Raw genomic sequence first — 26,039 nt, 5'->3', positions numbered from 1 at the left:
GGATTTTCGGCGGCCGGAAGCGAGCGGGCGGCGCGGTGCACGTGCGGCGGCGGGGGCGGGGCCGGCAGTGGAGGGCGGCACGTGCACGCAACGCCGCCCGCGACGCGTGCGTCACGCGAGCGGCGCACCCGTGCGCATCAAAGCTTGTCGAACGCGAGCGTCGGCACGTCGACGACCATCGCGCCGCCGTCTGCCACGAGCGTCGCACCGGTCACGAACGATGCGTCCGGCGATGCGAGGAACGCGCACACGGCCGCGATCTCGTCCGGCTCGGCCGCGCGCCGCAGCGGCACGTCGGCGCTGACGCGTGCATACGCGCCGTCGAGCGTGTCGCCGTGCGCCGACATCAGCGGTTCCATTTCCGCATCGGCCATCGGCGTGCGGACCCAGCCGGGGCACACTGCATTCGCCCGTACGCCGTGCGGCCCGTAGTCGCGCGCGAGCGACCGTGCGAGCCCGAGCAGCGCGTGCTTGCCGACCGTGTAGCCGCATACGCCGGGCCCGGCCGCGAGCGCCGCGATCGACGCGACCAGCACGATGCTGCCGCGCTGCGCGATCAGGTCGGGCAGACACGCGCGCGCGCTGACGAACGCGGTGTCGAGGTTCGCGTGCATCGCGTCGCGCCACCGTGCGTCGTCGGTTTCGTCCGCGCGGCCGAGCCCGTGGCCGCCCGCGCAGGCAACGAGTGAGTCGACGCGGCCGAAGCGTTCGGCGATCCGCGGCAGGAAGCGGGCCCAGTCGGCGGTGCTCGCGGCGTCGCCGGCCAGCGCGAGGCCGCCTGTTTCTGCGGCCAGCGCATCGAGCGGCGCCCGGCGCCGGCCGATCAGCACGACGCGGTCGCCGCGGCGGGCGAAGCGGCGCGCGCACGCGGCGCCGATACCGGTGCCCGCGCCGGTGATCGCGATCGTGCGGGGTTGCGGGTGTGTCATGTCGTGCTCCGGAAAGGTGTCGTTTCCGGTCACTTTAGGCGGCGCCGGCGAGCGCCGGTATCAGCCGAAAGGATGAACGGGGCGCCTTCCGGACGGCGGGCACGGCAGCGAGCCATTTTGCAAAGGCTGACGATGTCCGGCGCCGAATCGCTCTATCCTCCACATTTTTGCGATAAGTCACGAAAGCCCGGCAGAATAGCGCGGGCGGGCCGCGCAGCGACGCGCGGCGCATCGGCCGGCCGATTCCGTCGTGCGAGCGGAGCGGCAGGCCGGCGATCCCGGCATCAGCGTGCCCCCGGCGCGCGCTGCATCGGCCGAAGGATCGTGCCACGACACTTATTGCCCGGTTGCGCGCTCGCGCGCCGGACCATCGACAAGAACAGGGAGGGCCGCCAATGAGGCTGGACGACGAAAGGGAAAGCACGAACGTCGAGGATCGCCGCGGCGCCGGCGGGTTCGGCGGCGGGCGTGGCGCGACGATCGGCATCGGCACGATCGTGGTTGCGTTCGCCGCGTCGTATTTCTTCGGGATCGACCCGCGCGTGATACTCGAAGGCGCCTCGGCGCTGCAGGGCCAGCAGCAGCCTGCGCCTGCGCAGCGGCAGGGCGCGCCGGCGAACGATCCGGGTGCGGTGTTCACGCGCAAGGTGCTCGGCAATATCGAGCGCACGTGGACGGGCGTGTTCAATACCCAGCTGCATGCGCAGTACCAGCCGCCGACGCTCGTGATGTTCACGAACTCGACGCCGACCGCATGCGGCACGGGCCAGACCGCGATGGGGCCGTTCTACTGCCCGGGCGACCGCAAGGTGTATATCGATCTCGGTTTCTACGACGAACTGCGCAAGCGTTTCGGCGCGGGCGGCGATTTCGCGCAGGCTTACGTGATCGCGCACGAAGTCGGCCATCACGTGCAGAACCTGCTCGGCATTTCCGACAAGGTCGACGCCGCCCGCCGGCGGGCGAGCCAGGCGCACTCGAACGCGCTGTCGGTGCGGATGGAACTGCAGGCCGACTGTTTTGCCGGCGTGTGGGCGAACAACGCGCAGCGTGCGAACCAGCGGCTGATCGAACCCGGCGATTTCGAACAGGGGCTGAAGGCGGCGGCCGCGATCGGCGACGACCGGCTGCAGCAGCAAGGGCAGGGCTATGTCGTGCCGGAAAGCTTCACGCACGGCACCAGCGACCAGCGCGTGTACTGGCTGCGGCGCGGGATGGAATCGGGCGAGCTGAGCGCCTGCGACACGTTCGCCGCGAACGCGCGCTGAAAACGGCGCGCGCACCGTCGCGCGCCCGCGTCGTCCCGGCCGAACGAGCCGAATCCGCCGAATCGGGGCGGTTTGCCGATTTGTGCTCACCGGCGCTTTTCGGCGCCGGTAGGCTGGCCCGGACTTCGATCTTCGATCCGTTCGCCCGCCCGCCGATTCCACCATGCCGACCCCAACCATTCCCGCCGACCCGGCCGCCGCCGACTGGCCACGCGCGCTGCGCGCGTGCGTGGATGCGTTCGACGCGTTCGCGAGCCCTTCAGCGATCGTGTTCTACCGGCTCGACCAGAGCGGCGAGCCGGCCGATTTCGAGCTGTTCGGGATGCCGGAATCGATGCATCGCACCTATGTCGCGCGCTACCGGATGCTCGATCCGCTGCATCCGTCGCGCTGCGCGGCAGGCGATCGCGCGGTCGTCACGCTCGCTTCCCAATTGCCTGACGAAAGACGCGATGCGTCCGCGTACTGGACCCGTTTCCTGCGGCGGCACGACGTGGCCGACGTCGTCGAGATCTGGCTGCGCGACGCGGGGCGGACGGTCGGCGCGTTCTCGCTGCTGCGCTTCGGGGCGGGCGAAACGTGCGGCGGCGTGGCCGCCGACAGCACGGCCGGGCGGTTCGCGCCCGGCGAGATCGATGCGCTCGCGCGGCTGCAGCCCGTGGCCGAAGCCGCGCTGAGCCCGCTGCTGCGCGTGCGGAGCGGGATCCACCGGATCGGCTGCGAGGAGCGGCTGACCTATCGCGAGGAGCAGATCGCGCGCCTCGTGCGCGACGGCCGCTCGAACAAGGAGATCGCCCGCGATCTCGCGCTCGGCCAGCCGACCGTCAAGACGCACCTGATGCGCATGTTCCGCAAGCTCGGCGTGTCGAACCGCACCGAACTGGTCGGGGCGCTGTTCCTGTAATTCATCGGATAATTGCGGTCCGAACTTCGAACCGGTGGCGCATGGCTTCAGAAACTAGCCTTGCAATGACCGGGCATTAACCCGGTACCGGCGCGGACATGCCCGCCCCGGTCGAGCGCGCCGGCCTGTCTGCCCGTGCGATACCGGGCCAGTTTCCGGTCCCGGCGCGCGCCCCGCCCCCGCAGGGTTCGCACCCGCCCCCTCGGCGCCCACGCGCTGCCAATTTGCGCTCACCGGGCGCGATCCCTCGTCGATACAGTGGAACGACGCCCGCGTGCCCGTGCGCATGCGGTCCAGCCACGACAATCCTCGAGACGCCCATGAGCACCACGAATTTCGTCGCTGTCAGCGACACCGTGCGCACCTTCGTTGCGCGCGACTTCGGCCTCTTCATCGACGGTGAAACGCAGCCCGCACACGCGGCCGCGCGGCTCGACGTGTACGACCCCGCGACGGGCGGGCGGCTCGCGACGGTCGCGGACGCCGACGAACGCGACGTCGATCGCGCGGTCGCCAGCGCGAAGCGCGCATTCGACACCCGTGTGTGGAGCGGCCTGCGCCCGGCCGACCGCGAACGCATCCTGCTGAAACTCGCCGACCTGATCGAGCGCGACGCCGAAACGCTCGCGCAGCTCGAAACGCTGAACCAGGGCAAGTCGATCCACGTGTCGCGCGCGATCGAGGTCGGCGCGAGCGTCGAATACGCGCGCTACATGGCCGGCTGGGCGACCAAGATCACCGGCCAGACGCTCGACGTGTCGATCCCGTTCCCGCCCGGCGCGCGCTATACGGCCTATACGCGCAAGGAGCCGGTCGGCGTGGTCGCCGCGATCGTGCCGTGGAATTTCCCGCTGATGATCGCGGTGTGGAAGCTGATTCCCGCGCTCGCCGCCGGCTGCACGATCGTGCTGAAGCCGTCGCCGGAAACGCCGCTCACCGCGTTGCGCCTGGCCGAACTCGCGCGCGAGGCCGGGGTGCCGCCCGGCGTGTTCAACGTCGTCACCGGCGGCCGCGTGTGCGGCGCCGCGCTCGCGAGCCACCCGTCGATCGCGAAAATCTCGTTCACGGGCTCGACCGCGACCGGCAAGCAGGTCGGCGCGGCGGCCGTGCAGAACATGACGCGTTTCTCGCTCGAGCTCGGCGGCAAGAACCCGATCGTGATGCTCGACGACATCGACGTCGCGCAGGCGCTCGACGGCGTCGCCGCCGGCGCGTTCTTCAACCAGGGGCAGGTGTGCGCGGCCGCGTCGCGCATTTATGTGCATCGCAGCAAGTTCGCGCAGCTCGCCGACGGCCTGGCGGGCGTCGCGCAGTCGATGAAGCTCGGCGCGGGCCTCGACACGACCGCGCAGATCAACCCGCTCGTCTCCGCGCACCACCGCGACAAGGTCGTCCAGCACATCGAAGGCGCGCGCCGCGCGGGCCTCACGTTCCTCGCGGGCGGCACGCCGGCCGACGACCTGCCCGGCTACTACGTGAAGCCGGCCGTGATCGCCGATCCGCATCCGGACAGCGCGATCGTGCGCGACGAAGTGTTCGGCCCGGTGATCGTCGTCGTGCCGTTCGACGATGCGGCCGACGCGGTGCGCCTCGCGAACGCGTCGCCGTACGGCCTTGCCGCGAGCATCTGGAGCAACGACCTGAAGCGCGTGATGAACCTCGTGCCGCAGATCGAGGCCGGCACCGTGTGGGTGAACTGCCATATCCCGCTCGACCCGTCGATGCCGTTCGGCGGCTACAAGCAATCGGGCATCGGCCGCGAATTCGGCCAGTACGCGATCGAAGGCTTCACCGAAACCAAATCCGTCTGCATCGCGCACTGACGCGCTGCGCCAACCACGACCACCTCGAACCTCGGCGATCGAGGTTCAACCGATCCGACAGTGGAGACTGCAATGAGCTACAACGAAGCGAAATTCTGGCATCCGATGGTGCACCCGAACGACATGAAGCAGCGCAAGCCGATCCGCATCGTGCGCGGCGATGGCTGCTACGTATTCGACGAACAGGGCCGGAAACTCGTCGACGGCGTCGCGGGCCTGTGGAACGTGAACGTCGGCCACAACCGCCAGGAAGTGAAGGACGCGATCGTGCGCCAGCTCGACGAGCTCGAGTACTTCCAGCTGTTCGACGGCATTTCGCATCCGCGCGCGGAAGAGCTGTCGAAGAAGGTGATCGACATGCTCGAACCGGAAGGCATGCGCCGCGTGCTGTACAGCTCGGGCGGCTCCGACTCGGTCGAGACCGCGCTGAAGATCGCGCGCCAGTACTGGAAGGTGCGCGGCCAGGCCGACCGCACGAAGTTCATCTCGCTGAAGCAGGGCTATCACGGCACGCACTTCGGCGGCGCGTCGGTGAACGGCAACACGGTGTTCCGCCGCAACTACGAGCCGAACCTGCCGGGCTGCTTCCATGTCGAGACGCCGTGGCTGTACCGCAACCCGTTCACGCAGGATCCGGAGGAACTCGGCCGGATCTGCGCGGAAATGCTGGAGCGCGAGATCCAGTTCCAGAGCCCCGACACGGTCGCCGCGTTCATCGCGGAGCCGATCCAGGGCGCGGGCGGCGTGATCGTGCCGCCGGCCAACTACTGGCCGCTCGTGCGCGAGGTGTGCGACCGTTACGGCGTCCTGCTGATCGCCGACGAGGTCGTGACGGGTTTCGGCCGTAGCGGCAGCCTGTTCGGCAGCCGCGGCTGGGGCGTGCGCCCGGACATCATGTGTCTCGCGAAGGGCATCTCGTCGGGCTACGTGCCGCTCGGCGCGACGGTCGTGAACGCGCGGATCGAGGATGCGTTCGCCGCGAACGCAGACTTCGGCGGCGCGATCATGCACGGCTACACCTATGCGGGCCACCCGGTCGCATGCGCGGCCGCGATCGCAAGCCTCGACATCGTCGTGAAGGAAGACCTGCCGGCGAACGCGGCGAAGCAGGGCGCGTATCTGCTCGAAGCGCTGCAGCCGTTCGCGGAACGCTTCGCGGCGGTCGGCGAGGTGCGCGGCAAGGGGCTGATGCTCGCGCTCGACCTCGTCGCGAACAAGGACACGCGCGAGCCGATCGACCCGCTGTCCGGCTATGCGAACGCGGTCGCGGAAGTCGTGCGGGAGAACGGTGTGCTGGTGCGTCCGGTCGGCACGAAGATCATCCTGTCGCCGCCGCTCGTGATCCAGCGCGAGCAGCTCGACCGGATCGTCGACGCGCTCGCGGCGGGCTTCGAGGCCGTGCCGTTCGCGTGATCGCGTGACGGCACGCCGGCGGCGGGCAGCGCGGCCGCCGCCGGTTTGCCGATTTGCGCTATGACCGGATTATTTTGCCTGCGTATTTTTTCGACATCGGATCAACGTGTGATCGACAAGGGGCCCGGGTGCGCAAGCGCGGGTTCGGGTCAACAAAGGAAGGAGACGAAGATGTCGGGATGGTCTGGAGTTACCGGCGCAGCGGGCGGCACGCCCGCCGGCACGCCGGCTGAAGCGGGTGGCGGCACGGCGCTGAAGGCGGGGGCGGTCGGTTTTCCGACCGCGCTGGCGAGCGCCGTCGGCCTCATCATGGCAAGCCCGGTGATTCTCACCGCGACGTCGGGCTTCGGGATGGGCGGCTGGGCGTTCGCGGTCGCGATGATCATCGCGTTCGTGATGATGCAGGCGCAGGCGACCACCTTCTCCGAAGCCGCCGCGATGCTGCCGACGGCCGGCTCGGTTTACGATTACCTGTCGTGCGGGCTCGGCCGCTTCTGGGCGATCACCGGCACGATCTCCGCGTATTTCCTCGTGCACGTGTTCGCCGGTACGGCGGAAACGATCCTGAGCGGCATCATGGCGCTCGTCAATTTCGAATCGCTGAACGCCGCGCTTGAGAAGCACAACAGTTCCTGGCTCGTCGGCGTCGGCCTCGTCGTCACGTTCGCGATCACCAACATCATCGGCATCAAGGTGTTCAGCAAGCTCGAGATCGTCCTGACGGCCGGCATGTGGCTGTCGCTGATGATCTTCGGGATTCTGGGCCTTGCGGCCGCGCCGGCCGTCCATCTCGACGGCTGGTTCGGCGGCTCGGAGGTCGGCACGTCGATTCCGGCCGTGCTGTCGCTGGTCGGGATGGCGATGTTCATGTTCGTCGGCTGCGAATTCGTCACGCCGCTCGCGCCGGAAATGAAGGCGCCGGGCAAGACGATTCCGCGCGCGATGGCGCTCGGCCTCGTCGGCGTCGCGATCTGCATGTTCCTGTACGGCGCGGCGATCCGCCGCCAGGTCGCGAACGTGCCGGTAAGCCCCGACGGCCTCACGCACCTGCTCGACACGCCGGGCGCGATTCCCGCGTTCGCGCTGCAGGTGCTTGGGCCCTTCGGCCGCGTGTGGTTCGGCATCGCGTTCCTGTGCGCGGGCGCCGCGACGATCAACACGCTGATGGCCGGGTTGCCGCGCATCCTGTACGGGATGGCGATCGACGGGGCGCTGCCGCGCTGCTTCGCGTACCTGCATCCGCGTTTCAAGACGCCCGTGGTCGGTATCGTCGCGGCGGCGATCGTGCCGATCTTCCACGCGTGGCTGATCAACGGCAATCTCGACAGCATCCTGCACCTCGTGCTCGCCGCGACCTGCGCGTGGGGTACCGCCTACCTGCTCGTCACCGCGTCGGTCGTGATGCTGCGGATTCGCCGCCCGGACCTGCCGCGCCCGTACCGTTCGCCGCTGTTCCCGCTGCCGCAGATCGTATCGAGCGTCGGCATCGTCCTGGCGATCTGGTACATCACGCCGCCCGGCATGAACGCGCGCGACATCTACGTGCCGTTCGGCGCGATGCTCGGGCTCACCGCGCTGTACGCACTGTTCTGGACGCTCGTCGTGCAGCGCCGGCATCCGTTCAAGCCGGTGCCGGTCGAGGAAGTGCTGCGCAACGAGCACGTCGCATCGTGAGGCTCGCGCTCGCCCGCTGGCGCGCAGCGCCCGATGCGCCGCCGCCCGGCCATCGGCCCGGCGCGATCGCCGCGCGCGTGCTGGCCGACCTGCGCGCCGAACGCGACGCCGATGAGGGCGGCAGTCTGACGGCGCGGCTGCCGAACGGCGTGCGCGTGAGCGTGGATGAGCGCGTCGACCGCCAGTTCCTGATGCATACGGTCAGCGTGAAGGTGACGGCAACCGCGTGCGGCCCGGCCGCGCAGGGCAGTGCACGCGTGCGCCAGACCGGCTGGCTGCGCCGCACGGGCATCGATGCGGTGGCCGTGCCGGGATGCGGCCCCGGATTCGTCGACACCGTGGCCGCGCTGGTCGCCGAGCCGTCGCTGGCCGATGCGCTGCGGCCGCTGCACCTGACCGACTGTACGATCGATGCACGCGACGGACGCTGGACGCTCGCGATCGTGCCGTTCGGCGGCAGCGAGGTCGTGAACCGGATGCCGTCGTTGCGCCGCTATGTCCGCCTGACGGGCGAGCAGGCCGCCGCGCTGTCGGCGGCCTGTCTTGCGTTCGAAACCGCACTACGCAGGATTTTGCACGGGTAAGCTATGGCGTCGCGCGCCGGGGGGAACCCGGTTGCCGCGTTTAGGGGTTTTACCGGAGATGCCGATGCTGTTCCAGTCACGCTCACACGAAGACGTGCACGATCACGGGCTCGCGATCGCGGGCTGGCATCAGGTCTACCGTCAGATGACGCCGGGCCGCTTCAAGGGCACCGTCACGCAGGTGCTGTACGACGATTTCCATTTCTTTCGCGAAACGACCAACCGGCGAGTCGCGCAAACCGGGCTCGCGCCGGCCGGGCGCACGTCGCTCGCGGTGCCGCTGTCCGTGCCGCTCGCGGGCACGTTCCAGGGCCAGCCCGTCGACGGCTATGCGCTGCTGGCGCTGCACGCCGGCGAGGATTTTGAATTCCACACACCGGAAGGGATGGGGCTGGTCGGGATCAGCGCGTCGTCCGACATGGTCGACGAGCTGTGCGAAGCCGAATTCGGCGCATCCGGCGCGCGCAAGCTGCGCCACGTGACACGGCTGTCCGACGAGCAGGGGGTCGCGCTCGGCGCGCGGCTGTCGGCGCTGATCGACGATGCGCAGCGCAATCCGGGCCAGCTCGAATATGCGGCCACCCGCAAGATGTTCCGCGACGCGATGCTCGGCATGTTCCTCGATGCGCTCGAGCAGGGCATCGGCGTCGAGCGCCGCGACATCACGCACGCCACCTACAGCGACATCGTGAGCCGTTGCGAGAAGCACCTGCGCGACCGTCCCGAGGAACCCGTCACCGTGCTCGAACTGTGCCGCGCGCTGCGCTGCAGCCGCCGCACGCTGCAAACCAGTTTCCAACGCGTGGCCGACGTCACGCCGGTCGGCTACCTGCGCACGATCCGGCTGAACGCGGTGCGGCGCATGCTGCGCACGACGTCCGTGCAGCAGCTCGGCGTCGGCGAGGCCGCCGCGAGCTGGGGGTTCACGCATCTCGGCTATTTCGCGCGCGAGTATCGCGACCTGTTCGGCGAGTTGCCGTCCCAGACGACGCGCCCCGCATGATGCATGCGCCTCGCGACGCCGCCGCCAGGCGCCGTCGCGGGCAATGCGCGCCACCGTTTGCCGATTTGCGATAGCGGTCCTGAATTTTCGCTGGATAGAGTCCTGTCACCCATATCGATAACCCCATCGATCTGCACTGCGAATCGATGACCACTGAGGGGCGGGACATGAAGATCGGACGACGACTGGCCGCGGCCGCGGCTACGCTGGGCTGCGTGCACGCACATGCGCAGACCTCGGGCAGCGTGACGCTGTACGGCACGGTGGATACCGGCATCATCTACTCGACGAACCAGCAGTTCACGCGCGCCGACGGCAGCACGGGCGGCGGCCATGCGTGGCAGATGGGCGGCGGCAACCTCGTGCCGTCGCGCTTTGGCTTCCAGGGCGCCGAGCCGCTCGGCGGCGGGCTCGATGCGGTGTTCACGCTCGAGCAGCAGTTCCTGTCCGCGAGCGGGCAGGCGCTGCAGGGCGGCACGGCCTTCAGCCGGCAGGCATGGGTCGGGCTGCGGCAGGACGGGATCGGCACGCTCGGTCTCGGCCGTCAGTACGACTCATACACCGACATGCTCGGTGCGTACGTGTCGAGCAACAACTGGGCGACACCGTACGGCGCGCACCTCGGCGACGTCGACAACCTGAACGCCGCATTCAACTTCAACAACGCGGTGAAGTTCACCAGCGCCGACTTCAACGGCTTCACGTTCGGCGGCACGTTCAGCTTCGGCGGGCAGGCCGGCGATTTCTCCGCGAAGCGCGGCTATGCGGTGGCCGCGACGTACACGCGTGCGCCGGTCGCGTTCTCGGTCGGCTACCTCGACCTGCACCAGCCGCTCGATGCGGCGCTCGGCGGCGCGAGCGGCTATATCGGCGATTTCGCGTGCAGCAATCCGGGGGCGATGTACTGCCTGCTGCAGGATGCGGGCGCGATGCGCGCGTTCGGCGCGGGCGGTTCGGTCACGTTCGGCGATGCGACGATCGCACTCACCTATACGCATACGCGCCTCGGCGACAGCCGTTATTTCTCGACCACCGCGCAGCCGCGCACGCAGGCGTTCACGTTCGATATCGGCGAACTGAACGCCACGTACATGTTCACGCCCGCGCTGCAGGGCGGCGTCGCCTATATCTTCAACGCCGCGCACACCGACGGGCGCGGCACGACGCGGTTTCACCAGGTGAACGTCGGTGCGAACTACAGCCTGTCGAAGCGCACGGCGCTGTATGCGGTCGCGATCGGCCAGATCGCGAGCGGGAAGGGGCTCGGCACCGATGCGGACGGCAACGCGGTGAACTACGCGCAGATTCCGGTGCTCTCAAACAGCAACTCGAGCCGGCAACTGGCGGTGATGGCCGGCATTCGCGTGAACTTCTGATTGCCGGCGGCGTGAAGCGGCGCGCCGGTCAACTGGTGGAAAGCGATGCTTGAAAAAAATCGCCCGTGTGCTTAACTGAACGGTCGAGATCGACGGAAATCCCGTATCGCAAGCGATGGCGCGGAAGGTCGGAAGCGGCTTTCCCGCCATTGTCATCAGGAACCGGATCGCTCCGTCCGGCACCGTACACGCATCTCGGGTTGCCCGGCTTGCCGCTTGCCACAATACCTTCACGGTCGACGTGAACAATGGCGACGTTTCAGGCGACCCGACGTGTCGCCGGCGTTGCACACGTGTGCAACGCATGGTTGTCCCGCTACACACGCCGATCGAGAGAGACCACATGACCCTGCTGAGCCGCCTGCGCGTACTGTCCGCCGCCATCGCGCTGTCCTTCGCCGCCTCGCACGCCTGCGCGGCGGATCTCGTCATCGCGGGCCGCGACGACATCTACGGCAAGGGGCTGGCCGACGCCGTCGCCGGCTTCAACAAGCTGCACCCGGGCACCGATATCGAGCTGCTCAAGCTGCCGAACGCGAACCTGTACCAAAAGCTCAAGCTGTCGATGCGCGAAGGCACCGGCGCGTACGACCTCGTGATGATGGACGACACGTGGGCGCCCGAATTCATCGGCAACGGCTGGCTGAAGCCGCTGCCCGCGTCGCTCGCGGACGCCGATCTCGTGCCGTCCACGGTCGCGCTCGGCCGCAACGCGGCCGGTGCGCTGTACGCGCTGCCGATCGTCGGCAACGTCGAGATGTTCGCGTACCGCAAGGACCTGCTCGCGAAGTACAAGCTGCAGCCGCCGCGCAACTGGGACGACGTGCTGAAGATCGCGCAGACCGTCGGCGGCGCGGACAAGAGCGTGTCGGGCGTCGTGTTCCGCGGCACGAAGGGCAACCCGGTCGTGACGGGCTTCCTGCCGATCCTGTGGGCCTATGGCGGCGACGTGTTCGACCATGCCGGCAACGTGACGATCGATTCGCGCGAAGCGCAGGCCGCGCTGAAGACGTTCCTCGCGCTGAAGGCGTCCGCGCCGAAGGACGTCGACGTGTACGGCGCGGCGGAAGTGCGCGATGCGTTGCAGCGCGGCACGGCCGCGCAGTCGATCGAGGTGTGGCCGGCGTGGGTGCCGGCGCTCGACGATCCGAAGCAGTCGCGCGTGGTCGGGCAGATCGCGCTGCAGCCGCCGCCCGGGCAGACCGCCGGCCCGGCGCCGATGCTCGGCATCTGGCAGATGGGCATTCCGAAGGACGCGCCGCACGCGAAGCTCGCGCAGGATTTCCTCGCGTACCTGACCAACCGCGACACGCAGACGCGCCTCGCCGGCATCGGCATTCCGCCGACCCGCCGCAGCGTGTTCAACGATCCGGCGCTGGTACGCCAGTACCGCTGGTATCCGGATCAGCTGAAGGCGCTCGAAGCGGGCCGGGCGCGGCCGCGCGTGAAGGACTGGCAGCAGGTCGAGAGCATTCTCGGCGACCAGTTGCAGCTCGCGCTGACGGGGCAGGCCGCGCCCGACGCCGCGCTGCGCCAGGCCCAGCAGAAGATCGCGCAGGCGACGGCCGCGGCCGGCAAGTGACGGTGCGCCTCGAACCCTCGCCGGGACACCGCGCATGAAAGCCTTCGGCCGCAGCCTGCCGTTCGTCGCGCTGCTCGGGCCCGCGCTGCTGGTGCTCGCCGCGCTCGCGCTGTATCCGGTCGCGCAGGTGCTGATCGACTCGTTTTGCCAGGTCGACTACTCGGCCGGCCGCCGCGCATTCGCCGGGCTCGCGAACTATCGCGCGGTGCTCGGCGACGACGGGTTCACGGCCGGCTTCGGCAATACGCTGCGCTTCACGATCGTGGCATCGCTCGCCGAAGTCGCGCTGGGCTTCGGCCTCGCGCTGCTGTTCGTGCGCGCGTTTCCGGGGCGGCGCATCGCGCTGCCGCTCGCGATCCTGCCGATGATGCTGTCCACGCTCGTGTGCTCGGCAATCTGGCGCAACTGGCTCAACTTCGACGGCTTCCTGAACGCGCTGCTCGCGGCGTTCGGCATCGAAGGCGTGCGCTGGCTGTCCGATCCGCATCTCGCGCTGTGGTCGCTCGCGCTCGTCGACGTGTGGCAGTGGACGCCGATGGCGTTCCTGATCGTGCTCGCCGGGCTGCAATCGATTCCGCAGGAGCTGTACGAAGCCGCGCGCACCGACGGCGCGAGCGAGTGGCAGTGCCTGCGCGACATCACGCTGCCGCTCGCGGCGCCGCAGATCGGCCTCGCGCTGCTGCTGCGCTCGATCGACACGTTCAAGCTGTTCGACAAGGTCTATGCGCTGACGGGCGGCGGCCCCGGCAACGCGACGCAGACGCTGTCGACCTATATCTACGACACGGGCTTCCGCTTCTTCAACGTCGGGCCGGCGAGCGCCGCGTCGGTGCTGATGCTCGCGGCGTCCGCGCTGCTGGTCTCGGGGTATGTATGGCAGACGGTTCGCAAGCGGCGCGCATGACGGCGCAAGCCGCAGGCATCACGGGCGCACGAACGGGCGCCGCTCTCGGTCGCGCGATGCCGTGGGTGCTGCGTATCGTCGCGCTCGCGCTGTTGCTGCTGCCGTGCCTGTGGATGGCCGGCGCGGCGTTCATGCCGACGCTCGAACGCCTCGATCATCCGTTGCGGCTCTGGCCGGCCGCGCCGACCTTCGAGCATTTCGCATCGGTATGGTCCAACGGTATTGGCGCGCCGCTGTTCAATTCGCTGCTGGTCGGCTTCGGCACGACGCTGCTCGCGCTGGCGCTCGCGTTTCCGGCCGCGTATGCGCTCGTGCGGCTGCGCTTTCCGGCGCGGCTCGACCTGCTGTTCCTGGTGCTCGTGCTCGCGTTGAAGCTGATGCCGCCGATCACGATCGCGGTGCCGCTGTTCGCGCTCGCGAAGCGGCTGCACCTGCTCGATTCGACGCTCGGGCTGATGCTCGCGTACCAGATCTACGCGTTGCCGATGGCGATCTGGATGCTGCTCGCGTTCGTGCGCGACGTGCCGATCGAATACGAGGAAGCGGCCTGCATCGACGGCGCGGGGCTCGCGCGACGGCTCGTGCAGATCGTGCTGCCGCTGTGCACGCCGGGGCTGATCGCGACCGCGATCTTCGTGTTCATCGCCGCGTGGAACGAATTCCTGATCGCGCTGCTGTTCGTGTCGACGCCGAGCCGCTTCACGCTGCCGCTCGCGATTGCCGGCTACGTGACGGAGAACGGCATCGACTGGGGCGACCTGATGAGCGCGGGGCTGATGGCGTCGCTGCCCACGCTGGCCGTGGCCGGCTATGTGCAGCGCTACCTGTTGCGCGGGTTCGCGGGCGGGCTGAAGTGACGCGCGGCGCCGCCGCGCCCGATCTCCTCTCGCTATGCGCAGCTGGCCCGCACCACCTGCGTGACCGGCACGATGCGCGTGCGCGACGGGCCGTCGAACGCCTGCATCCGGTCGGCGAGCAGGTCGACCGCCGCGTGCGCAAGGCCGCGCGTGTCCTGCCGGAGCGTCGTGAGCTGATACGCGTCGTATTCGGCGGCCGGGATGTCGTCGAAGCCGATCACGCGCACGTCGTCCGGTACGCGCAACCCGAATTCGCCGCGTGCGACGTCGATCACGCCGAGCGCGAGCAGGTCCGACGAGCAGAACACGCCGTCGGGCCGCTTGGCGTTCGCGAACAGTTGCCGTGCGGCTTCGATGCCGCTTGCATGGGTGTCGGACGGCGTGTCGAGCACGTGCGCGAGCGTCGCGTCGAATGCGTCGCCGCGCCCGATCGCCTGTTCGAACGCGGCGGCACGCGACCGCGCGCTGTAGCTCGCGCCGCGCGGCCCGACGAACGCGAGCCGGCGCGCGCCGGCCCGCACGAGCCGCTGCGCCGCATGGACGGCGCCCGCCGCGTTGTCGCTGACGACGATGTCCGCGCCCGGCAGGTTCGCGTCGCGGTTGATCATCACGACCGGGATCCGGTGTTCGAGATACTGCTGCGCGACCGACAGCGGCGGCGACGCGGACGTCATCACGAGGCCCGCGATCCGGTAGCTGAGCAACTGTTCGAGCGATTGCCGGACCTGGCGCGGATCTTCCGCATTGGTCACGAGCGGCGTGAGCGCGCGCTGCCCGAGCGCGGCCATCAGGTCCGACAGCAACCGCGCGCGAAACGGATTCTCGAACCCGGCCGTCACGACGCCGATCATGCTGCTGCGCTGCGTGATCATGTCGCGTGCGATCAGGTTGACCTGGTAGCCGAGCGCGCGCGCGGCGACCATCACGCGTTCACGCGTCTGCGGGGCGATGCTCGCCGTCGGCGAGAATGCACGCGATACCGCGGAGCGCGACACGCCGGCGCGCGCCGCGACATCCGACGCCGTGACCCACGGCTTTCTTTCCTTGTCATTCATCGATTCATGATCCCTTCGAGCCACGATACGTGCACGCCGCTCGCCGACTGGATGTCGGCGCTCGACGATGCGCGGCTGCTGCATACGCTGACCCTACCGGGCAGCCATGACACCTGTGCGTATACCGTCGACGATTTGCTCGTGCGCACCCAGCGTGCGCCGCTCGATGCGCAGCTCGCGCATGGCGTGCGGCTGCTCGACATCCGCTGCCGGCACGTGCGCGATGCATTCGACATCCATCATGGCGGCATCGCGCTCGGCATGACGTTCGACGACGTGCTGGCAACCTGTGCGCGTTTTCTCGAAGCGCATCCGCGCGAATGCATCGTGATGTCGGTGAAGGATGAGTGGCCGGCGCACGCGTGTACGCGCAGTTTCGATGCGACGTTCGACGCGCATCGCGCGCGGCATCCGCGGCTGCGCTGGCATGCCGGCGGCACGTTGCCTGCGCTCGGCGACGTGCGCGGCGCAATCGTGCTGCTGCGCCGCTTTCGCAGCAGCCGGCCGCTCGGCATCGACCTGACCGCGTGGCCCGACAACGCGACGTTCACGATCGACCATCCCGATGGCGGATTCGTGATCCAGGACGAATATCGCGTGCCGGTGGCCGCTTCGATCGGCTGGAAGTGGCGTGCGATCGACGCGCTGCTGACGGACCTGCCGTCGCCGGACAGCGGCCGCTGGGCGATCAACTTCTGCAGCGGAACCGGGATGGGTGCGAATCCGTCGGTGGTCGCGCACGGCGACGGCAGGGTGCGGGGCATTCATGCGCGGCTGGCCGAACGGCTGCGCGAGCAGCGCGGCCTGGTTGGCGCGATGCTGCTCGACTTCTGCGATGACGACGACTGGGCGCTGGTGCGCGCGCTGATCGCGTGCAACGACCATGCGCCGGTGCCGGGCGTCTGGCGCAAGACGTTTCGCTGTTAGCGGAGATTGGCGCTGAAGAACGCGAGCGCCTTCGCGTCGAGCGTTTCGTGGAATGCCGCGCGATCGAATCCCTTCGCATCGGTACAGATGTCAGGCGAGGTGTGCGCCAGTTGTTCGGGGCACGGCGCGAGAAACGCGAAATGCGCGGAATTCGGCACGACGTGGAATTCCGGCCGTTGCGGCAGCATGCTGGCCAGCGCGGGAACCGTTTCCGGCTCGACGCCGTCGCCGCCGGCTTCGGACCCCCAGAGCTGGATCGGCGCGTGCACGTCCTTCAGCGAATCGGCGGTCGGGAATTCGTTCATCGGGTCGGCGATCACGTAGGCCTTGATCCGCGGATCGTGCGTCAGCGGTTGGGGCGGCAGGTCATGGTCGCGTATCTGCTTGCAGATCAACCAGGTCGGGTCGGGGCAGGCGATCCGCGCATGGACGAAATCCGGATTGGCGCCGGCCAGCACGAGGCCCGTATAGCCGCCGCGCGAAAAGCCGAAGAAGCCGATCCGCGCGGGGTCGATATGCGCGGCGTCGGGCCCGTTTGCCAGCATGTAGTCGACGAGACGCTTGATGTCCTCCGGTCGCTCGGCGAGTTCCCGAATGTCGGCCGCGCGGCTCATGTCGGTATGCGTGTCGCCGGGATGGTTGATCGCCGCGACGACGTAGCCCGCGTCGGCCAGCGTTTCGGCGAGGTCGTGATGCCCGAGGTACGTGCCGGCATGGCCGTGCGAAATCACGACGAGCGGCAGCTTGTCGCCGGCGGTCGGACAGTTGCGTTGCCCTTTCAGCAGGAACGGGCCGATCGTGAGCGGTTGCGCGGGTGCCGCGCATGGCGTCCAGATGGCCGCGCGCAGCTCGGGGCCGGCTGCATCGGCCAGGATGCTGACGAACTTGATACCGGCCGCGTGCGCGACCGTGGTGGCCAGGCAGAGCAGGACAGCCGGGAGCCAGGTTTTCATGTCGATTCCCCTCCGGTGCAGTGAGCGGACTTCCGTTCGGGTTTGCTGGTCAGGTACGGCCGCGCGGGCGCGGCGATTCGGGCGTGCCGCCGATCGTTATGCAGAAATGCAGTGTGACCGTCGTTCCGGGATTTTCGATCTGCCACATCTCGGCGTCGGACACCATCGTGCGGCGGCAGAATTCGGCCGCGTCCTCGAGCGGCCAGTCTGCGAGGCAGACGGTGCCTTGCGGCGCGCTACCGTGTCCGACCCGTCCGTCGGCGGTCAGAACCCAGCCTTCCCAGCCGTAGATCGGGAGGCGATGCAGTACACAGAAGTCGATGCATGCGAGCGCGGCGGCGAGCGGGAGCACGATTTCGCGACGGGAAATCGACTGGGCGGCGAGTTCGGGAGGCAGTGCGCCGAGTTGTGACATGGCGGGCCCTCAGGCGATGCCGTGGCGTGCGGCGGGGCGCCGTTCAGCGTGTCGCGATCGCTACCGCCGCACCAGCCATCGCGGTCGCGCTCGTGCGGTTGGCAATGCGTTTCGCGCGCGCCGACGTCAGGAACGCCCGTGCGCGTGACGCAAGCAGCGACCAGAAGCAGTCGGCCAGGATCAGGACCGTGAGCATCGTGCCGACCAGTTCGGCCCACGCGGTCACCCCCACGTGCGTGAGGTCGACGAGGGTCGGCAGCAGCGCGAGATAGAACACTGCGATCTTCGGATTGCCGAGCGTGACGGCCATGCCCGCGACGAACATGCGCCACGGCGACTGGCCGCGCGGCAACGCGTCGGCGTCCGTTTCCGTCGGCGCGGCCCACATCTTCCACGCGAGGAACAGCAGATACGCGACGCCGAGCAGCTTCAGCACGATCAGCCCCGTCTCGAACGTGCGTACGAACGCGGACAGCCCCGCGACCGCGAGTGTGAGCCACAGCGCCTCGCCGAGCCACATCGCGGCGAGGAACGGCAGCACGTCCCGCACGCCGTTCGTGAGCACGCGTGCGACCAGCGCGGCGACGCTCGGGCCGGGCGTGCCGGCGGTGACGAGCAGGGTGATGGCGAAGACGGCGAGCGCGGACAACGTCATGACGAACCTCGTGGGTGGGGCGTTCGAAACGTATGAGGTTTCGATTATAGTGACGGCCGTTCCAGACTGTCTGCCTGAATTGCCGTCATGACTGCATCGATCCTGATCCGTCCCGCCACGCGGGAAGACGCGGCCGCGATGGCCGCCGTGGAAGTCGCCGCCGCGCAGCGGTTCCGCGACATCGGCATGACCCATATCGCCGACGGCGAGCCGACCGATGCGGCTGCCGTGCTCGCTCGTATCGACGACGGTCGCGCGTATGTCGCGGTCGATCCGCAGGGCACGTGCGTCGGATTTGCGTTCTACCGGCTGCTCGATGCGCAGCGGCTCTATCTGGAGGAACTGGATGTCGCGCCGTCGCATGCCGGACAGCGGATCGGCGCGCGCCTGATCGAACAGGTGACGGCGCGCGCGGCGCGGGAGGGCATCGCTCAGGTCGTGCTGTCGACGTTTCGCGATGCGCCGTGGAATGCGCCGTACTACGCGCGCCTGGGTTTCAGCATCGTCGACGACGCCACGCTCGACGACACGCTGCGTGCGATCCGCGCGCACCACGTCGCGCTCGGGCTCGACGAGACGCAGCGCGTGTTCATGCGGGCGGACGTGCGCCGCTGAACACGCGCTGTCGGACCGTCAGGCCGCGTCGCTCAGCGCCGGGTAATCGGTATAACCCTTTTCGCCTTCCGCGTAGAACGTCTCCGGCACCGGTGCGTTGAGCGGCGCACCGAGTTCGAGGCGGCGCGGCAGGTCGGGGTTCGCGATGAACAGCTTGCCCCATGCGATCGCGTCGGCGCTGCCGCTTGCAAGCGCGGCCTGTGCGGTGTCGAGCGTGAATTGCTCGTTCGCGATCAGCGGGCCGCCGAACGCCTCCTTCAGGCGCGGGCTCAGGTGGTCGCCCGAATACGACTCACGCGTGAAGATGAACGCGATCTTGCGGCGGCCGAGTTCGCGTGCGACATAGCCGAACGTGGCCGCCGGATCGGAATCGCCCATCGTGTGCGCGTCGCCGCGCGGTGCAAGGTGCACGCCGACGCGGCCGGCGCCCCACACGTCGATCGCGGCGTCGACCACCTCGAGCAGCAGGCGTGCGCGGTTCTCGACCGGGCCGCCGTACGCATCGGTGCGGCGATTGGTGCTGTCCTGCAGGAACTGGTCGAGCAGGTAGCCGTTCGCGCCATGGATCTCGACGCCGTCGAAGCCGGCGGCCTTTGCGTTCTCCGCACCCTTGCGGTACGCGGCGACGATGCCCGGGATTTCGTCGAGTTCGAGTGCGCGCGGCGTCACGTACGGGCGTTGCGGACGCACGAGGCTCACGTGGCCGCCCGCGGCGATCGCGCTCGGCGCGACCGGCAGGTCGCCGTTCAGGAACACCGGGTCGGAGATCCGGCCGACGTGCCAGAGCTGCAGCACGATGCGCCCACCGGCCGCATGCACGGCCTGCGTCACCTGTTTCCAGCCCTCGACCTGCTCATCGGACCAGATGCCGGGGGTGTCCGCGTAGCCGACGCCCTGCGGCGTGACCGACGTTGCCTCGGTAATGATCAGGCCGGCCGTTGCGCGCTCGGCGTAGTAGCGGGCCATCAGCGCGTTCGGCACGCGCGTCGCACCGGCACGGGAGCGGGTGAGCGGCGCCATCACGATGCGGTTCGGCAGGGTCAGGTCGCCGAGGGTGACGGGATCGAACAGGGTGGGCATGGCAAATAACCTCTTCACGAAAGGCGGGCGCGCCGTCGCGTCATGCGCAACGCAGGCCCGCGTGGCCGATACGGCCGGTTGGCTAGAGATCGCGGCGCAAAGCGTCGTGAAATGCGTCGATGACGGCCTCGTTGCGCCGGAAGAACGCCCACTGGCCGATCCGCGTCGACGTCACGAGCCCCGCGCGCTGCAGCGTCGCGAGGTGCGCGGAAACGGTCGACTGCGACAGCCCGCAGCGCGCGTCGATCTGGCCCGCGCAGACGCCGTGTTCGTACGGCAGCGTCTGCGCCGGAAAATGCTCGCCCGGCGTTTTCAGCCAGACGAGGATTTCCCGGCGCACGGGGTTCGAGAGCGCTTTCAGGATCGCGTCGATGTCGATTTCGGTCGGCATGGATGGAGCAGAGGTTCAGGTCGGGCAGACGGGTATCGTCGATGGGCGAATCATATATCGGAACTTGACGATATGTTTGAAAGCACTGCTGGCTATGGGGTTGATAGCTGGCGACCGAGGCGTTGCTTCGGCGCAGCCTCCGCGGAGACTGTCGGGACGGTCCCGATCGTGACGTATCCTCGGTCAGGCCGGAACCGTTCACTTGATGTTCCGTGCGCGCTGCAATCCAGGATTGCGAATCACGCAGTCCCTTGTTTCATTCACCGAGCTGCGCGTGCAGCTTGGCGAGCACTTTCGGGGCGTCGCTCGACATGCCGCCCGCTCCGCCGGCTGCCGCGCTCAAACGGTTGTGCTGACATCGATGCGGCGATCGCCGGTGTGCGTTCGCGGTGGCGGCCGCATACTTGAAGCAGCACGTGCTGCAGTACGGACGTCCGCACTTCGATATGCAACCGTTCGCGGACTTCTTTGCCTATGCGGTGCAACTGTCTGCGCGTCGCGCGCCGGCCCTTCTTGTTTGAGGAGTCCTTTCATGCCTGTTCGGGCCGTCATCTTCGATTTCGATCTGACGCTGGCGGATTCGTCCGCCGCGATCGTCGAGTGCACCGAGTACGCGTTGGATCAGCTTGGCGCAGCCGGCGCGACGCCGGCGCAGATCGGCGCCGTGATCGGGCTGCCGCTGCAGGAGATGTTTCGCACGCTGACGGGCGAAACCGAACCGGCGCGGGCCGATGCATTCGCGCGTCGCTTCGTGGCGCGCGCCGACGAGATCATGGTGCCCGGCACCCGGATCTATCCCGAAGTGCCGCCGCTGCTTGCCCGGTTGCGAGAGCAAGGGCTCGCCGTCGCGATCGTGTCGTCCAAGTTTCGTTACCGGATCGAGGCGATTCTCGAGCGCAACGGTTTGCAGTCGCTCGTCGACGTGCTGATCGGCGGGGAAGACGTGCAGCGTCACAAGCCCGATCCGGAAGGGCTCTTGCAGGCACTGGCGCGACTTGGCCTGCCGGCTCGCTCGGCGATCTACGTCGGCGATCATGCGGTGGACGCGCAGGCGGCCGAGCGGGCCGGTATGGCGTTCGTCGGCGCAGTGAGCGGGATGACATCGTTCGACGGATGGGCACAAGCGGGCAAGCAGGCGGTGGCCGCGCATATCGGCGAACTGGACGCGATCGTGCAACGGATGCAGCGTGCTTCGGGCAACGCCTGCGTCGACGCCGAACGCGGCGCGGACCCGGCCGACTGACCCGCTTCCCGCAACGGTCCGGCAGCGCACGACGGATTCTGCGACCATCGCCGTTAAAGTCATACCCGCCACTCGATCCGTCGCCATGTCACTCATTTCCGTCGCCTTCGCCAGCCTTCGGTGCTCGCGCGTGCTGCCGGCAGCACGAACCCTGTCATCTGCCGTTTCGCTCGCGGCCGCTTGCGCCGTGCTCGGCGTGCCGGGCGGCGCGCGTCCGGCCGAAGCCGCTACGCCCACGCAACGCGAACGCCTCGAGGCGCCGGTCAAGGCCGTCGCCAGCCAGCGGTTGGCCGTCGATACGCCGCAGGGCAGCGCGGTGTTGCCTGTCTATGCCGACCCTCCGCTCGACCACGCCGCGCCTGATGTCACCCGCGTCTTCGTCGTGATTCACGGCACGCTTCGCAACGCCGACGCGTACTATGCAGCGGGGCTCAAGGTCGTCGAGAAGGCCGGAGCGGCCGGGAAGGGCACGATGGTCGTCGCGCCGCAGTTCCTGACGCGCGCCGATACGCGCGCGTTCTCGCTGCCCGCGCAAACGCTGGCCTGGACCCAGGAAGGATGGAAGGGCGGCGAACCGGCCCGCCAGCCGGGCCCGGTCAGTTCGTTCGCCGCGCTCGACGCATTGCTCGCGCATTTCGCCGACCGCAACCTGTATCCCGCGTTGTCGAGCGTGGTCGTGATCGGCCATTCCGCCGGCGCGCAGTTGCTGCAGCGCTATGCGGTGGCCGGGCACGAAGGCGATGCGCTGGAGCGGGCCGGCATCGCGGTGCGCTATGTGGTCGCGAACCCGTCGAGCTACCTGTATTTCGACGACGAACGGCCGGATGGCCAGGCGATCGCAGGCGGAACCTGCCCGCGCGCGACGGAGTGGAAATACGGGCTGAAGTCGGCGCCGCCTTATGTCGCGTCGCAGGACGTGCGCGATCTCGAAACACGCTATGTCGCGCGTCATGTCGTGTACCTGCTCGGCCAGGCCGACACGAACCCGTACACCCACTTCATCGATCGCTCGTGCGCGGCGATGGCGCAAGGCCCGTACCGGCTCGCGCGCGGGCTCGCGTATTTCGACTATCTGAAGAAGCGGCATCCTGACGATCTCGCGCAGCAGGTCGTCGAAGTGCCGGGCGTCGGGCATGACGGTCTCGGCATGTTCACGTCCGCTTGCGGGCTGGCCGTGCTGTTCGGGCAGGCGTTGCCGCAATCGTGTCCGGTCGTTGCCGGTACGGCGCCGGACATGCGAGCGGCACGGCAGTGAGCGCCCGCGCGAAGTCCGCGTACGGTGAAAACCGATCGGTCGGAAAAACGCGGGAGTCGGCAAGATAAATTCATTTCCCGGCGAAGCATTCCCGGATCAGGATGACAACGTTGCCAGGAGCGCCCCCTGAACGTCACGATCCTCGACGATTATTTCGACACGCTGCGCACGCTGCCGTGCTTTCGGCCTGCTGTTGCAGGGCTGCGTGTCATGCCGGGCTTTCCGGGATGGGCGGCGCGCTCGCGTCGAATACCGCCAGGCCTTCCATCGGGTCCGTCGGCGTATCCCACGGACGTGCCGCGATGGCGCGTTGTGCTGCTTCGTAGCCGGCCTGCCGGCGGGCGGCGATGCTGTCCGGCGTGAAATCGATGTCCTTCAGCTGATTGTCGCTGGCGAGCCGCGGCGCCGCGAGCTTGATCAGGTGCATCGTGGTTTCGCATCCCCACGCGGCGAGCCGGCGCACGGCCGGCGATGCGCGTTCGGCTTCCGGCACGTGGCGGGCCAGTTCGCGGATCACGTGGCGCAGCCGGTGGATCTGCTGCTGGCGCGCGATGTGGCTGTCGGTGCGGCTCGCATACTGGATGTCCTTCTGCCGCTCCGACACCTGCCAGATGCTCTCGGGCTCGGGGCCGGCCGGGTTCCACATCTGGACGGAGAAGATGATCGAGCTGCGGCGCGGGTTGTCGTCGAGCACGACTTCGACCGGCGTGTTCGAATACACGCCGCCATCCCAGTACGGTTCGCCGTCGATCCGGATTGCCGGGAACGCGGGCGGCAGTGCGCCCGAACTCATGATGTGCTCGATTCCGAGCCGCGTGTCGCGCGAATCGAAATAGCGCATCGTGCCGGTGCACGCATTGACCGCGCTGACGGTCAGGCGCGGGTGGCCCGCGTTCAGCAGGTCGGGATCGATCAGCGACATGAGCGTGTCGCGCAGCGGCGCGATCCGGTAATACGACGCGCGATCGACGCCGAGGCGGACCATCGGGCCGAGCCACGATGCCGGATTGGGCTGGAAGAATCCCGCGATGCCGCCGCCGATGATCATCAGCTCGGCCAGCGTCCGGTCCCAGCCGGGCAACAGCGGCGCGGTGTCGAAACGGGTCCGTTCGGTCACGCGGCGCCAGAACGCCGACAGTTTCTCGTAGCGCAGCCCGGGCGGGTTCCCGGCGATCAGCGCCGCGTTGATCGCGCCGATCGACGTCCCGACCACCCAGTCGGGCCGGATACCGGCTTCGTCCATCGCCTGAAAGACGCCGAGCTGGAACGCGCCCAGTGCGCCGCCGCCCTGGAGCACGAGCACGACTTGCCCGGGGAGATCCATGCGTGCCGGCTGGCTCGCGGTCATGGCTTGCCTCGCTGCGTGTGACGGTGGGTCGGATCCGGACGGATCGATTCAGTTTAGGCGATCGGCGGCGGGGGGCCGCCCGCAGTGCAATATGCGGTGGCGCCTGCTTCGCCGGTCGCTTCCGACCCTCAAGTGCGTCAGCGGGGGGGCGTGCCTGCGGCCGCTCGCGCGGTGCCGGGCCGCGCACGGCGCGTCGAACGGCTGCGGACAAGCCGCTGCCGCGGCGTTCGGGCACGGCGCCGAGGTCGATCCTGGGCCTGGGTGGCGCCGTCAGCCACGCGGGCGAATGGGGGAGCCGTTGAAGGCGGCCCACCGTCCTTCGCCATTCGTCCGCGTGGGCGATGCGCCGCGTCATTCGACCGTGATGGTCTCCTTCATGTACGGGTGAATCCCGCAGAACACCTTGTAGACGCCCGGTTTGTCGAAGCGGAACGAGTACGTCTCGTCCTGGTCGAGCGCCTTCGAATGAAAGATGCCGGCGTCGTTGACGACGGTGTGCGGTTCCGCGTCGAGGTTCTTCCACGTGATCGTCGTGCCGGCCTTGATCGTGGTCGACATCGGCGAAAACATGAAGTTGTGGATCGTCACGAGCGAGCCGTCCGGACCTTGCGCGAACGCGGCGAGCGGGGCGGTGGCGCACAGGATCAGCGCCGCGATGAAGCTGGATTGCCTGAAGCGGGTCATGTCGGTCTCCTTATGATTCGGTGCGTCACGCCAGCGTCGTGTCATGCAGCGACGACGCGACCGGATGGCCGGCGAATTCGACGGTCGTCACGCCGAGCATCGACGGCAGCCGGTCGCGCGGCACGGTGAGCGGCACGGGGCCCGGGCCGTTGCCGGCCGTCGGCTGCGGGAACGCGGTGGAGCGCGCGGTGTGGAACGTCACGTTGCCTTCGACCTTCGACACGATCTGGTGGATGTGCCCGTTCAGCACGGTGACCGAGCCGAAGCGGCGCAGCAGCGCCATCGTCTGCGGCGCGTCGCCGGTGCCCCAGCCCCACGGCTCGTAGATGGTCCACATCGGCATGTGCGAGAACACGACGATCGGCGTGCTCGACGAGCGGCCCTTCAGATCCTGCGCGAGCCACGCGAGCTGGTCGTCGCCGAAGCTGCCGAGCCCGTTCGGCTTGAAGTGCATCACGTTGACGAGGCCGATGAAGTGCACGCCCGCGTGATCGAAGCTGTAGTACCCGCGGTTGTCGGATGCTTTGCCGAACCGGCCGAAGTATTCGGCTCCCGAACCGTCGGTGACGTCGTGCTCGCCGGGCACCGTATGCAGTTCCGGCACACGCAGCGCGGAGAGCAGTTGCGACGCGTGATCGAACTCCTCGGGCTTGGACAGGTGCGTGATGTCGCCGGTATGGATGGCCAGCGCGGGCATCGCCGGCATGCCGTTGACGAGGTCGATCGTCTGCTTCAGCGTGGCCGATACGTCGGGGTTCGCATCCTTGTTGAAGCCGATGTGCGTGTCGCTGATCTGCACGAACAGCGGGCGGCCCGCATTGGCGGGAAGCGTGTCGCCAGTCTGCGCGAGCGCGAGGTCGAACGGCGTCAGGATGCCGCCCGACAGCGTAAACAGCGTGCCGAGGCCACCGAAGGCCATGCAATGCAGGGCCTTGCGGCGCGACGGGTTGATGGGGGGCGATGAAGACATGTGAGCCTCGCATTCGTATGACGAAACCGGACGGCCGGATCGTCCTGGAATAAACCGGCGCCTTTGCTTGCCATACCGGCGCAGCGGCGGATTTATTCCCGCGCATGACGAGGCCGAGCACCCGTGTTCGC

25 protein-coding genes are annotated in these 26,039 nt (G+C 68.5%); 15 read left to right on the top strand and 10 right to left on the bottom strand.

Annotation, left to right across the window (positions count from 1 at the left end):
• Positions 1 to 137: 137 nt before the first annotated feature.
• Positions 138 to 929: an SDR family NAD(P)-dependent oxidoreductase gene (locus tag LGN17_RS07715; protein ID WP_226195767.1), complete on the bottom strand. Its 792-nt coding sequence runs from the start codon at positions 927 to 929 to the stop codon at positions 138 to 140.
• A gap of 395 nt (positions 930 to 1,324) precedes the next feature.
• On the opposite strand from LGN17_RS07715, the gene LGN17_RS07710 reads away from it, so the two are divergent.
• From LGN17_RS07710 to LGN17_RS07660, 11 genes are all read left to right on the top strand, one after another.
• A complete protein-coding gene (locus LGN17_RS07710; RefSeq protein ID WP_226195766.1) occupies positions 1,325 to 2,197 on the top strand; it encodes a neutral zinc metallopeptidase in 873 nt (290 codons plus the stop codon).
• Positions 2,198 to 2,360: 163 nt separating this feature from the next.
• Positions 2,361 to 3,101, top strand: a complete 741-nt coding sequence (locus tag LGN17_RS07705; protein WP_226195765.1) for a helix-turn-helix transcriptional regulator — start codon at positions 2,361 to 2,363, stop codon at positions 3,099 to 3,101.
• Between the two features lie 320 nt (positions 3,102 to 3,421).
• Complete coding sequence (locus LGN17_RS07700; protein ID WP_226195764.1) at positions 3,422 to 4,924, top strand: aldehyde dehydrogenase family protein; 1,503 nt, start codon at positions 3,422 to 3,424, stop codon at positions 4,922 to 4,924.
• A 72-nt stretch (positions 4,925 to 4,996) separates the two neighbouring features.
• Positions 4,997 to 6,337 (top strand): aspartate aminotransferase family protein, encoded by a 1,341-nt coding sequence (locus tag LGN17_RS07695; RefSeq protein WP_226195763.1) that lies wholly within the window; start codon positions 4,997 to 4,999, stop codon positions 6,335 to 6,337.
• Between the two features lie 171 nt (positions 6,338 to 6,508).
• Positions 6,509 to 8,011: an APC family permease gene (locus LGN17_RS07690; RefSeq protein WP_226195762.1), complete on the top strand. Its 1,503-nt coding sequence runs from the start codon at positions 6,509 to 6,511 to the stop codon at positions 8,009 to 8,011.
• Positions 8,008 to 8,595, top strand: coding sequence for a DUF3156 family protein (locus tag LGN17_RS07685; protein WP_226195761.1), 588 nt, complete (start codon positions 8,008 to 8,010; stop codon positions 8,593 to 8,595). Before LGN17_RS07690 ends, LGN17_RS07685 begins: the two co-directional genes overlap by 4 nt.
• A gap of 64 nt (positions 8,596 to 8,659) precedes the next feature.
• Entirely contained in the window at positions 8,660 to 9,598 is a 939-nt protein-coding gene (locus LGN17_RS07680; protein ID WP_226195760.1) for a helix-turn-helix domain-containing protein, read from the top strand.
• A gap of 167 nt (positions 9,599 to 9,765) precedes the next feature.
• On the top strand, positions 9,766 to 10,974 hold the full coding sequence (locus LGN17_RS07675) for a porin (RefSeq protein WP_226195759.1): 1,209 nt from the start codon (positions 9,766 to 9,768) through the stop codon (positions 10,972 to 10,974).
• 343 nt (positions 10,975 to 11,317) lie between these two features.
• Positions 11,318 to 12,556 carry an ABC transporter substrate-binding protein gene (locus tag LGN17_RS07670; protein ID WP_226195758.1) on the top strand — a complete coding sequence of 413 codons (1,239 nt, stop codon included), beginning with the start codon at positions 11,318 to 11,320 and terminating at the stop codon, positions 12,554 to 12,556.
• 34 nt (positions 12,557 to 12,590) lie between these two features.
• Entirely contained in the window at positions 12,591 to 13,460 is an 870-nt protein-coding gene (locus tag LGN17_RS07665; RefSeq protein WP_226195757.1) for a carbohydrate ABC transporter permease, read from the top strand.
• Positions 13,457 to 14,317: a carbohydrate ABC transporter permease gene (locus LGN17_RS07660; RefSeq protein WP_226195756.1), complete on the top strand. Its 861-nt coding sequence runs from the start codon at positions 13,457 to 13,459 to the stop codon at positions 14,315 to 14,317. Before LGN17_RS07665 ends, LGN17_RS07660 begins: the two co-directional genes overlap by 4 nt.
• 32 nt (positions 14,318 to 14,349) lie before the next feature.
• Here the strand turns inward: LGN17_RS07660 and LGN17_RS07655 are convergent, their stop codons facing one another.
• On the bottom strand, positions 14,350 to 15,372 hold the full coding sequence (locus LGN17_RS07655) for a LacI family DNA-binding transcriptional regulator (RefSeq protein WP_226195755.1): 1,023 nt from the start codon (positions 15,370 to 15,372) through the stop codon (positions 14,350 to 14,352).
• 6 nt (positions 15,373 to 15,378) lie between these two features.
• Between LGN17_RS07655 and LGN17_RS07650 the strand changes: the two genes are divergently transcribed.
• Positions 15,379 to 16,299 carry a phosphatidylinositol-specific phospholipase C gene (locus LGN17_RS07650; protein WP_226195754.1) on the top strand — a complete coding sequence of 307 codons (921 nt, stop codon included), beginning with the start codon at positions 15,379 to 15,381 and terminating at the stop codon, positions 16,297 to 16,299.
• Here LGN17_RS07650 and LGN17_RS07645 read toward each other — a convergent pair.
• Genes LGN17_RS07645 through LGN17_RS07635 form a run of 3 tightly spaced genes read right to left on the bottom strand, consistent with a single transcriptional unit; the run spans position 16,296 to position 18,322 of the window.
• Positions 16,296 to 17,252 (bottom strand): alpha/beta hydrolase family protein, encoded by a 957-nt coding sequence (locus LGN17_RS07645; RefSeq protein WP_226195753.1) that lies wholly within the window; start codon positions 17,250 to 17,252, stop codon positions 16,296 to 16,298. The two genes, LGN17_RS07650 and LGN17_RS07645, sit on opposite strands and share 4 nt — an antisense overlap.
• Before the next feature lie 49 nt (positions 17,253 to 17,301).
• Complete coding sequence (locus LGN17_RS07640) at positions 17,302 to 17,667, bottom strand: hypothetical protein (RefSeq protein WP_226195752.1); 366 nt, start codon at positions 17,665 to 17,667, stop codon at positions 17,302 to 17,304.
• A 43-nt stretch (positions 17,668 to 17,710) separates the two neighbouring features.
• On the bottom strand, positions 17,711 to 18,322 hold the full coding sequence (locus tag LGN17_RS07635; protein ID WP_175968735.1) for a LysE family translocator: 612 nt from the start codon (positions 18,320 to 18,322) through the stop codon (positions 17,711 to 17,713).
• Positions 18,323 to 18,409: 87 nt separating this feature from the next.
• Here LGN17_RS07635 and LGN17_RS07630 point away from each other — a divergent pair, with 87 nt between their 5' ends.
• Positions 18,410 to 18,937: a GNAT family N-acetyltransferase gene (locus LGN17_RS07630; protein ID WP_226195751.1), complete on the top strand. Its 528-nt coding sequence runs from the start codon at positions 18,410 to 18,412 to the stop codon at positions 18,935 to 18,937.
• 18 nt (positions 18,938 to 18,955) lie between these two features.
• Here the strand turns inward: LGN17_RS07630 and LGN17_RS07625 are convergent, their stop codons facing one another.
• Both LGN17_RS07625 and LGN17_RS07620 read right to left on the bottom strand, forming a co-directional pair.
• Positions 18,956 to 20,017, bottom strand: a complete 1,062-nt coding sequence (locus LGN17_RS07625) for an alkene reductase (RefSeq protein WP_226195750.1) — start codon at positions 20,015 to 20,017, stop codon at positions 18,956 to 18,958.
• A gap of 82 nt (positions 20,018 to 20,099) precedes the next feature.
• Entirely contained in the window at positions 20,100 to 20,408 is a 309-nt protein-coding gene (locus LGN17_RS07620; RefSeq protein ID WP_096473910.1) for an ArsR/SmtB family transcription factor, read from the bottom strand.
• Positions 20,409 to 20,613: 205 nt separating this feature from the next.
• On the opposite strand from LGN17_RS07620, the gene LGN17_RS07615 reads away from it, so the two are divergent.
• Positions 20,614 to 21,651 carry an HAD family hydrolase gene (locus LGN17_RS07615; protein ID WP_226196434.1) on the top strand — a complete coding sequence of 346 codons (1,038 nt, stop codon included), beginning with the start codon at positions 20,614 to 20,616 and terminating at the stop codon, positions 21,649 to 21,651.
• 85 nt (positions 21,652 to 21,736) lie between these two features.
• Positions 21,737 to 22,906 carry an alpha/beta fold hydrolase gene (locus LGN17_RS07610; RefSeq protein WP_226195749.1) on the top strand — a complete coding sequence of 390 codons (1,170 nt, stop codon included), beginning with the start codon at positions 21,737 to 21,739 and terminating at the stop codon, positions 22,904 to 22,906.
• Positions 22,907 to 23,114: 208 nt separating this feature from the next.
• On the opposite strand, the gene LGN17_RS07605 is transcribed toward LGN17_RS07610, so the two are convergent.
• The 3 genes from LGN17_RS07605 to LGN17_RS07595 all read right to left on the bottom strand — a co-directional run bounded on the left by LGN17_RS07605 (position 23,115) and on the right by LGN17_RS07595 (position 25,908).
• Positions 23,115 to 24,254 carry a patatin-like phospholipase family protein gene (locus tag LGN17_RS07605; protein ID WP_226195748.1) on the bottom strand — a complete coding sequence of 380 codons (1,140 nt, stop codon included), beginning with the start codon at positions 24,252 to 24,254 and terminating at the stop codon, positions 23,115 to 23,117.
• Positions 24,255 to 24,605: 351 nt separating this feature from the next.
• Positions 24,606 to 24,938, bottom strand: a complete 333-nt coding sequence (locus LGN17_RS07600) for a cupredoxin family copper-binding protein (RefSeq protein WP_226195747.1) — start codon at positions 24,936 to 24,938, stop codon at positions 24,606 to 24,608.
• 25 nt (positions 24,939 to 24,963) lie between these two features.
• On the bottom strand, positions 24,964 to 25,908 hold the full coding sequence (locus LGN17_RS07595) for a metallophosphoesterase family protein (protein WP_226195746.1): 945 nt from the start codon (positions 25,906 to 25,908) through the stop codon (positions 24,964 to 24,966).
• Positions 25,909 to 26,039 lie beyond the last annotated feature (131 nt).

Origin of the sequence: Burkholderia sp. AU30280 (assembly GCF_020420125.1) — a bacterium.
Taxonomy (GTDB): Bacteria; Pseudomonadota; Gammaproteobacteria; order Burkholderiales; family Burkholderiaceae; genus Burkholderia.
This window is presented reverse-complemented; position numbering and strand designations above follow the sequence as displayed.